Origin of the sequence: Legionella sp. PATHC035, assembly GCF_026191115.1 — a bacterium.
Classification (GTDB): Bacteria; Pseudomonadota; Gammaproteobacteria; order Legionellales; family Legionellaceae; genus Legionella.
Window position 1 is genome coordinate 1,433,880 of the sequence record NZ_JAPHOT010000001.1, and the last position, 8,861, is coordinate 1,442,740.

Consider the following 8,861-nt stretch of genomic DNA (forward strand, 5'->3'; position numbering starts at 1 on the left):
AGCGTTTAAATGTCCACCTCACTTGGCTCAAGTAGAACTTCATTTTCTCCCCGGATGCATTGAATTTTCCTTTTTTTTACATCAAAAACATATTGTAATCTGCAAAATTCCCTTGGATTCGAAAGTACATTCGGATTAAAAACCACGAGATTCACTCCTTGTGGCTGTCTCGCTGAGGGAACGATTAACAATGGATGTCCCTCTTGAGCAACTCGTCTCCCTATTTCTTGACATGGTGTGTAATTGTTTGGATCAATTAACCAGGGGAATTCTTCTTTTTTTTCAGTCAGGTCAAGGCCTAAACCCTGACAATAGATTTTCGCCACTCTCCTATCAATGATGACGGTCTCTTGGTTTTGAAAAATATCCCAGGAATCTTTAATTTCCTGAACAAAATGATATCGTGTTTCATAAATCGTGGTATTTAATGTTTCCGAACCATACCAGCAAGCCATGGAACCATCGCTATAACGTGAGCTTGTTATGTTTTCAAATGGATAATCAATAAAATCATTTTTACTGTAATCAAATGCACGTTGAATTAAAGATTGGTGGGTTAGTACGGGGTGAGTATGACTTTCGATCGTATTTGCTGCGTCCCAATTTAAGGGATCATCACTGAGATCATCAAATAAATCTTGAGATACTTTGATTCCTCTTATATTTCTAAAAATATCTTGTGAATATTCCCTGACAGTATCGAATAAAGACACGTTTACTGGCCTCGCAGAAAATCAGTGAGTCGTCTTATTTGAGCAATGCCAATATAACCTTGCTCCAGCATCACATCCAAAGGGCGTAGATTATGCAGCTTTTGATTTCTTCCTTTTATCCATTGATAGACTAATTCTCGATTGTATGGATAGAGAATTCTCAAATTTTTATGAATCCCTAAAAGATTGCCCACTCGCTCCATTGTATCTCTACCTGATATATGCGCCGTTCCTTTCTTAAATTTAGCAAGTTGTGCAGGGCTTATGCCGCCTAACAATTCACACTCCTCTTCATTTTTTAATTGCCAGTGCTTAAAAAGGGCAATGACGTTCTGTGTATTACGTTTCAAAACGTCTTCACTTAAATCTTGTGATGTATTAAATGGTGCTAAATGTAAATGATTCATGTTATTACCTCTATTTATAGATAATGATAGTATATAAATAGAATTTTTACAATGAATCGAGCAAAGAGGGACAGATACACTCAAATGAGTGTCCTGCTTAAAACAGACTCAGTATCCAATTGATTCGATTGACAAGCTTTTTTTCTGGGGATTAAGAGACAGGATAAAAGCCATTCACGACTTCTACAGGCTCACGAATAATGAGACGTTTGCCAACCATTTCTTTCACTTGCGGTAATACCGCATCCACATTTTGCGGGGTATCAACGAATTGCACCACTAAAGGAAGATTGCTGCCTATATCAACCAGTGAGGTTGATACAACAGGGCTTTTTAGGGTAAATCCGGCAATTGCGCGCAACACAGTTCCACCAGCAATTCCCTGTTTATCCAGCATACTTAAAAGTTCAAGATGTAGGGGACGATGTTGCCATTTATCTCCCTCGTTAATATAAATAGAAACTTTTACATGACTCATATTAGATTGTCCGAGCGAGCACTACGCCCGCAATAGCTGCTGCTAGTGATAAAACATTATTACAAATAATATTTAGTGCAGCAAGGGCGTAATCACTTTGTTCCAACAACACATAGCTTTCATAACTGAAACTTGAAAATGTGGTATAACCGCCACAAAATCCAACTGCAATAAACAAACGCCATCTGGGATCAACCTCTACCCGCTCTAAAGTCCAGGTCATAAAAAAACCCAGGATAAAACTTCCAGTAAGATTAACGATAAATGTTCCAAAAGGAATACCTACAGATAAATATTTGACGGAAAAACGGTTCACTAAATAACGCAAATTCGCACCAATGATCGCGCCACAAGAGATCCAAAAAAAATTATTCAAGGTATTCTTCCTTTTTTTAAACGACTCCCAATTGTCTCAAAGGATAATACATAAAAAAAAAAGACGAGTAAATTTAACCTGCAACCTGTTTACAATCCCTGTCATCCGCACATGATGAGAGACTCCCTGCGCAGCCGCCCCAATTTAAGATGAAAGACCCCTCGCTAGGCCTGGGATGACGGGAAAAATGGATGTTCATCTTGGGCTAAATGAACCTGAAATTCATCACAATCTTTTAAAAATTCTTCGCTTAAAAAATAATTAAATTCGTTTAAACGTGCAGGGGAGATAGAATCAGCAGGACTCACTTTATCTGCTGGATGACACATAATCAGGGTGTTGTCCTTAACTAAACTCATCCACTTTCTGAACAACTCTCTATAATTTGCATCAGGTGCAAAATCATAAATGCCCGAGAAGTAACGATTATGTGGAATGCCCAAATGGATCATTTGCTTCAGTAATGCCTTACCTCCTGTAAACGCCAATACTTTTGCTTTAAATCGACTTTGCGGCAAGTTAATGGACGGCCAGGTAGCACGAACAAAAGTTCGATAATTTTTCAATCTTTGTTGATAAAGATCCAAAATGACTTTCCGTATCACAGGAAATTGATGCACATGCTGATGGCCATCAATAAAATCAGGCGGTTGTTGCATGATATCGATGAATTGATCCAATTGAGCTAAAAATTCTTTTGCAATAAAGGATAATTTCAGTGCGTGCAGATGCGACTTAATCAACAATTCATGTAATGTAAAAGAGGATTGTTCTGGGTTGGATGCTAAATAACCTTCAGTAAGATTAAAATGCAATCCAATTTGGATGTGTTTGCATTTTTTTAAAGAGAGCAGCTCTTGGGCATAAGGAATAAAACTCGGCATATTCACCATGCAACTTACAGCAGACAGACGCCCCATCTGTACTAATTTTAAAATACCTTCCGAAATTCCGGCATCCAAACCAAAGTCATCTGCACATAGAACTACAGTTTTCGAATCAATCACAATCACGCGCCAATACTTTGTAACAAAAGCATATGATATATCATTTTAACTCTAATATTGTAGCCTGATTGCGGCAGAGAACGATCCGCAACAGGTTTTTGCTGGAAAAACAGAATCTCCTCCGTCAATGCTTACCAACTTCGCACCGATTGTTTCGGCACGCACGTTTCACGTAAAATGAAGGTGGTTGCCATTTTTTACCTCAAAGCTGCTTCTGTCTGTGCTTTTACAGGAAAAAAGCGAGCGCCCAAAATATTGATGCACAAGCCACCAATCACTAATAATCCTGCAGCGAGCTTCCACAGCTGGAACGGTTCATCCAATACGAAAACCGAACTAATCATGGCCACAATGGGAACCAATAAAGTAAAGGGTGCGACCATTCCCACAGGATAGCGAGCAATGAGCCAGTTCCAAACCCCATACCCTATCCAGGTCGAAGCAAAAACAATATAAAACAATGATAATATACCCCGCCAACTTAGATGTTCGTAGGTATAAACAAAACTCGATGCCCCCTCAAATATCAAAGAAAAAAGAAACATCGGGATGCAGGCAACAAAACTCCCCCACACAATAATTGCCATCATATTGTTGTTACTGCCTTTAATTTTCTTGGTGATCAGATTGCCTATGCCCCATGTTGCGGCAGCTGCAAGAATAAAAATAAAACCAAGTAAAGAGATTTGGCTGTCAAAATGCATCGCAACTAAACCAATCCCCGTAAACGCAACCAAGGCACCTATAGTCTGCCCCAGATTGGGTTGTTCCCCCAAAAAAATTACTGCGAAAAACATACTAAAAAATACCTGCGTCTGCATGAGTAACGACGCCATTCCAGCGGGCATGCCAACATTCATACCGATAAATAGGAAGGCAAATTGCAATGCAAACATGACAAAGCCATATAAGACAATCTCCTTAAAAGACGAATGAGGTATTTTGACAAAAAATACAGCCGGCACACTGGCAAATAAAAAACGTAGCGCACACAGTAGCAGAGGTGAAATTTCTTCCAGTCCAAAGGATACAAAAAGAAAATTTACCCCCCAAATCAAAACGACTAAAAGAGCCAGTAAAAGATGGGTAATAGGCATCATCAGTGCTCCAATAAAAAACTTATTTTAGCCTAAAGTCTGTTATAAAGCTATTTAAACAGTTTACTTTTTGTTCAGATTAGAGGTTAAAATTAAGAAAAGATTTGATCGCAATTGAGTGGTTGCATACAGGAATCAGGATGAATTTAATTTCTATTTTGCAATCGCCACGTTAAACTGCACTATTCTTTTTAAAATAGGGTTAAAGGGGCCTGTTGAGAAGCAATATAGTCCCCTTTACCCGGAAGATGACGGGGTCCCCGCGGGGCTTCGTCCAGGCTCTATTTCACTACTTTTTATGGCTTAAATTATGAAAGAAATTATTCTCGCTACCAGCAATTCCGGTAAAATTAAGGAATTACGCGATCTATTAGCACCAATAGAATGTATCCCGCAAAGCGATTTTGGTGTTACTGATGCCATAGAGAATGGCTTAAGCTTCATTGAAAATGCACTAATTAAAGCACGGCATGCCAGTTTACATACAGGGAAACCTGCTTTAGCGGATGATTCGGGCTTAGTAGTACCGGCCTTAAATGGCGAACCGGGTATTTATTCTGCTCGCTATGCCGGTGAGCATGCAACCGATGTGGAAAACATCCATTTACTCTTGGAAAAAATGACTCATATTCCCTTAGCACAGAGGGAAGCTTGGTTTTATTGCGCCATCGCATTAGTAGAGCATGCCAATGATCCAACGCCAATCATCGCCACAGGAGTATGCAAAGGGGTGATCCACACTCACGCTGTTGGCGACAGTGGATTTGGTTATGATCCCATTTTTTATATTCCTGACTTTCAATGCACAGTAGCTCAATTACCTGCTAAAATTAAAAATAATATCAGTCACCGCGCACAAGCATTAAAGCAACTGCGTACTCTAATTAAGAATTGATGATGGACACTGATGCACTCTTTGCGCAAGCATATAAGTTCCAATATGAAGGTCATTTGCCCCAAGCCATTAGCCTTTATGAACAAATCCTGTTACAAGAACCCAAGCATCTTAATACCTTGCATTTTTTAGGGCTTACTTATGCTCAGTTAGGGGATATGGATAATGCCATTCTCTATCTGCTACAAGCACTCTCGTTGAATCCTGAGAATGCCAGTTTGCTGAATAACATAGCAAATGCGTACAAAAAACTACACCGCCTGGATAAGGCAATTGAATATTATCAACAAGCCATAAAACTGAAACCGGATTATGCCCAAGCCCATAATAACTTAGCCACGGTCTATGCGTTACAACATAATTATCCTCAAGCGCTCTTACATTATACCCGAGCAGTTCATGCTGAACCTGATTTTAGTGCAGCGCATTTTAATTTAGGCTTACTGTTGCTGCAAAATAATCAATTGGATGCAGCCAAAACCCAATTTAATAATGTAGTCTCCTTAAATCCTTTTCATACTGAAGCCTTGTTTTATCTTGGTGTTTTACATCTCGAAAAAAATGCGCTGGCCGAAGCTGAGGAAGCATTTCAAAACGTTTTAGAACAAGACAGTAAGCAAATAGAAGCGCTTTCTAACTTGGGGGTAATTGCTTTAAAAAGACAGCAAAACCAATTGGCAATTGATTATTTTAGTAAGGCCTTGGCTTTAGACAATGAGAACATCGAGGCACGCAATAACTTAGCTGCAACCTTTATGCATCATGATCGTTTTGAGAATGCACTCATGCATTATGACGTATTACTGCAAAAAGAACCGGACAATGTTGAATATTTATACAATTCCGGGGTGGCGCAAATGGCTTTAGGCCACTTAAACGAAGCCATTATTCTTTTTGATCACATACTCGAGTTAGAGAGCACTCATACCTCCTCGCTCAACAATCTGGCCGCGATTTATCTTAAATTGGAACAAAAAGTTAAAGCCAAAGAATATCTGGAACGAGCTCTGGAGATTAATCCAGAGGATACCATAAGCGCCCACATGCTCTCCGCGCTTACCAGAGATAAGCAAGCAACAACGACTCCTGAGTATGCCCATAATTTATTTAATAATTACGCGCTTTATTATGATCAACACATGAAAGGCACGTTAAACTATTCCATCCCACAACACATAGCACGCGTCATCCACCAATTAGAATTACCTGCAAACACCCATACCTTGGATTTAGGCTGTGGAACGGGTTTAACCGGGATTGTTCTTCGTGAAGTGAGTAAACACTTAACCGGGGTTGATATTTCTGAAAAAATGCTGGCCCAAGCTAAGTCAAAGCAAATCTATGACAATTTGGTGGAAGCGGAGCTCAATCAATTTCTACAGCAAAACAAGGCAACCTATAATTTGATTATTGCCGCCGATGTCCTGCCCTATTTTGGTGAGCTCGATGCGCTATTTCATACGATTCATCAGCATCTGAAATCCAAAGGCTATTTTATTTTTACTACGGAAATCAGCTTGGAGAATCCCTGGTCGCTTGAAACAAGTGCTCGGTTCAGTCATCATCCGGACTACATCAAAAAATTAGTCGAACAAAATCAGTTCCAACTCGTGAAACAGGAACAAATTCCTGCACGCATACAAGAACAACGCGTTTTGGAGGTCATGCTTTATATATTAACAATTTGAATAATTTTAAGCAATTAAGCAAAATAATAGATATACTATATTATATAAGGAATGGGAAAGTGACTCTACCACTTTTATAGAGAGCAAGGAGCTTATATGTCGAAGCCCATCAATGCACATAAATTTGTCGAGGCACCGCAACTAACTTCCGATGAACAACATGAAATCAATCGGAAAATTGATTTTGAAACCGCAAAATCATTTCACAGCATGGTTAAACTTGGCGCTTTCGCCAATATTTGCGGAGCCTTTCTTTATGTCCTTGCCATCTATAATACAACCCAACCCGTATTAATCATTTCTTGGTATGTTCTTTTGGTGATTGCCAACTTACTGAATGTACTATGGGCCCTACGCTTTGAATACAAACATATAAGCCGTCAAGAAATTCTTAAGTGTCGAAAAGGTTTTCTCTACATAGTCATTTTAATCTGTCTAATATGGAGCAGTATTGGCATTGTGTTTATGGATGATGGAATGCATCAACAGATGACCACCATTATCTTTTTATCTGCGGTTTTGATTTGTTTTTCTTTTTCGACAGCAATTGATTTAACCATGGGAATTGCCAGCATTGTTTGTCTGCTTACCCCTACAATTTTATATCATTTTTATATCACCATCAGTGCATTTCATTCTGAAGCGGGCCATATCAGTATGTCAATTACTGGCTCATTTGTGGTACTCGGAATCTTTATGCTCATTGCCTGCTTTGTAGGCAATAGAATCATTTTAAAATTATTTCGTTTGGGGTATGAAAATGCATTACTAAGCCATAAACTGGAAAACTTGAATGCTCTTTTGGAACAAAGGGTCAAAGAACGCACTGAAGCCTTAGAAAAATCATTAAAATTAGTGACCTACCAGGCAACACATGATTTATTAACCGACTTACCTAATGAGCGTTTACTTTATGAACACATCAATAATGTAGCTGAACGAGCCGTTAAAGATCATCACAAATTTGCTGTTGCCTGCTTTTCATTAAATAATATGATGAAAATTAATGACAGTATCGGGCATCACGCCTCAGCCACCATTATTCATCGTATTGCCCAACGGTTTAGTCAACTTGCAGAAAAGAACACCAAATATTTCTTTTCATTATTACGTAAAGACGTATTTGTTATCCTGATAGATCCCATTATCGACTTACTGGAAATAGAGGAATGTACCCAGGATTTATTTGTTGTATTGGATAATCCTGTCTATGTAGCACAACAAGAATTGAATTTAACTGCAAGTATTGGTATCAGTGTATTTCCCGATGATGGCCGGGATGTGGACACACTAATTACGCACGCAGAAGCGGCACGTACCCTTGCCACAGAGCGCGGAGGCAATAGTGTTCGTGTTTTTAATACCATAATAACCGCCGATGCTACGAGACAATTAAACATTGAAAATCAACTCTATCGGGCGATTGAAAACAATGAATTAATCCTGAATTACCAGCCATTCATTGACTTGCGAACCGGGACTGTTTGTGGCGCAGAAGCCTTAGTGCGCTGGAATAATCCCGTGTTAGGATTACTTTCCCCGATGGAGTTTATCCCTTTAGCAGAAACAAACGGCATGATTCTTCCTATTGGGGAATGGGTATTACGCACAGCTTGCCAACAATTGAAAAAATGGCATAACAGTGGATTTAAATTGATTATGTCCGTTAACTTATCAGCGAAACAGTTGGTACAACATGATCTGGTCGAGCATATTGCGCAAATTTTAGACGATCAAAAACTTTCTCCCAAGTACCTTGAATTAGAACTCACGGAGTCCAATGCATTTCAAAATGAAGCTATTCCAATTATTAATAAATTTACGGAAATGGGTATTTCCCTGGCCATTGATGACTTTGGTACAGGTTACTCAGAGTTTGGTAATCTTAAGCTCTTTAAAGTCAATAAAATAAAAATTGATAAAACATTTATTCAAGATATTGACGTGAGTATTGATAGTAGAAATATCGTGAGCAATACCATTGCCTTGGCTCATAGGATGAATATTGATTGCTTGGCAGAGGGGGTAGAAACCCTGGAGCAAATTAAATTCTTAAAAGAAAATGGATGTTACATCATGCAAGGTTATTACTTCAGTCAACCGCTGGATGTCAAAGACTTCTCTGAGTTTTTAAAAACGCACTCCAAAAATACCTACGAGGCACTAACGAATTGGTGAAGCTCGTGCATCCCCTCACTTC

At 39.0% G+C, this 8,861-nt stretch carries 9 protein-coding genes; 3 read left to right on the forward strand and 6 right to left on the reverse strand.

Features of this window, described 5'->3' with window-relative positions; genetic code table 11:
- Positions 1-5: 5 nt before the first annotated feature.
- From OQJ13_RS06415 to OQJ13_RS06440, 6 genes are all read right to left on the reverse strand, one after another.
- Positions 6-713, reverse strand: coding sequence for an RES family NAD+ phosphorylase (locus OQJ13_RS06415; protein WP_265710014.1), 708 nt, complete (start codon positions 711-713; stop codon positions 6-8).
- 2 nt (positions 714-715) lie between these two features.
- Positions 716-1,120 (reverse strand): hypothetical protein, encoded by a 405-nt coding sequence (locus OQJ13_RS06420; protein ID WP_028380824.1) that lies wholly within the window; start codon positions 1,118-1,120, stop codon positions 716-718.
- Positions 1,121-1,271: 151 nt separating this feature from the next.
- The gene (locus OQJ13_RS06425) at positions 1,272-1,598 is read right to left on the reverse strand and encodes a DUF190 domain-containing protein (protein WP_265710015.1); all 327 of its coding nucleotides are present in this window, start codon (positions 1,596-1,598) and stop codon (positions 1,272-1,274) included.
- Position 1,599: 1 nt separating this feature from the next.
- Positions 1,600-1,974 carry a fluoride efflux transporter CrcB gene (gene crcB, locus OQJ13_RS06430; protein WP_265710016.1) on the reverse strand — a complete coding sequence of 125 codons (375 nt, stop codon included), beginning with the start codon at positions 1,972-1,974 and terminating at the stop codon, positions 1,600-1,602.
- A 164-nt stretch (positions 1,975-2,138) separates the two neighbouring features.
- Positions 2,139-2,981 carry a ChbG/HpnK family deacetylase gene (locus tag OQJ13_RS06435; protein ID WP_265710017.1) on the reverse strand — a complete coding sequence of 281 codons (843 nt, stop codon included), beginning with the start codon at positions 2,979-2,981 and terminating at the stop codon, positions 2,139-2,141.
- A gap of 197 nt (positions 2,982-3,178) precedes the next feature.
- On the reverse strand, positions 3,179-4,078 hold the full coding sequence (locus OQJ13_RS06440; protein ID WP_265711901.1) for an EamA family transporter: 900 nt from the start codon (positions 4,076-4,078) through the stop codon (positions 3,179-3,181).
- A 310-nt stretch (positions 4,079-4,388) separates the two neighbouring features.
- Between OQJ13_RS06440 and rdgB the strand changes: the two genes are divergently transcribed.
- The 3 genes from rdgB (at position 4,389) to OQJ13_RS06455 (ending at position 8,839) form a co-directional block, all read left to right on the forward strand.
- Positions 4,389-4,973: an RdgB/HAM1 family non-canonical purine NTP pyrophosphatase gene (rdgB, locus tag OQJ13_RS06445; protein WP_265710018.1), complete on the forward strand. Its 585-nt coding sequence runs from the start codon at positions 4,389-4,391 to the stop codon at positions 4,971-4,973.
- Positions 4,974-4,975: 2 nt separating this feature from the next.
- A complete protein-coding gene (locus OQJ13_RS06450) occupies positions 4,976-6,661 on the forward strand; it encodes a tetratricopeptide repeat protein (protein WP_265711902.1) in 1,686 nt (561 codons plus the stop codon).
- Positions 6,662-6,757: 96 nt separating this feature from the next.
- On the forward strand, positions 6,758-8,839 hold the full coding sequence (locus OQJ13_RS06455) for a putative bifunctional diguanylate cyclase/phosphodiesterase (RefSeq protein ID WP_265710019.1): 2,082 nt from the start codon (positions 6,758-6,760) through the stop codon (positions 8,837-8,839).
- The last annotated feature ends 22 nt before the right edge of the window (positions 8,840-8,861 follow it).

Excerpts from the sequence above, each read along its gene's own strand:
- OQJ13_RS06420 (WP_028380824.1), bottom strand. The coding sequence starts at position 1,120 with ATGAATCATTTACATTTAGCACCATTTAATACATCACAAGATTTAAGT.
- OQJ13_RS06425 (WP_265710015.1), bottom strand. The coding sequence starts at position 1,598 with ATGAGTCATGTAAAAGTTTCTATTTATATTAACGAGGGAGATAAATGG.
- OQJ13_RS06440 (WP_265711901.1), bottom strand. The coding sequence starts at position 4,078 with ATGCCTATTACCCATCTTTTACTGGCTCTTTTAGTCGTTTTGATTTGG.
- rdgB (WP_265710018.1), top strand. The coding sequence starts at position 4,389 with ATGAAAGAAATTATTCTCGCTACCAGCAATTCCGGTAAAATTAAGGAA.
- OQJ13_RS06450 (WP_265711902.1), top strand. The coding sequence starts at position 4,976 with ATGGACACTGATGCACTCTTTGCGCAAGCATATAAGTTCCAATATGAA.
- OQJ13_RS06455 (WP_265710019.1), top strand. The coding sequence starts at position 6,758 with ATGTCGAAGCCCATCAATGCACATAAATTTGTCGAGGCACCGCAACTA.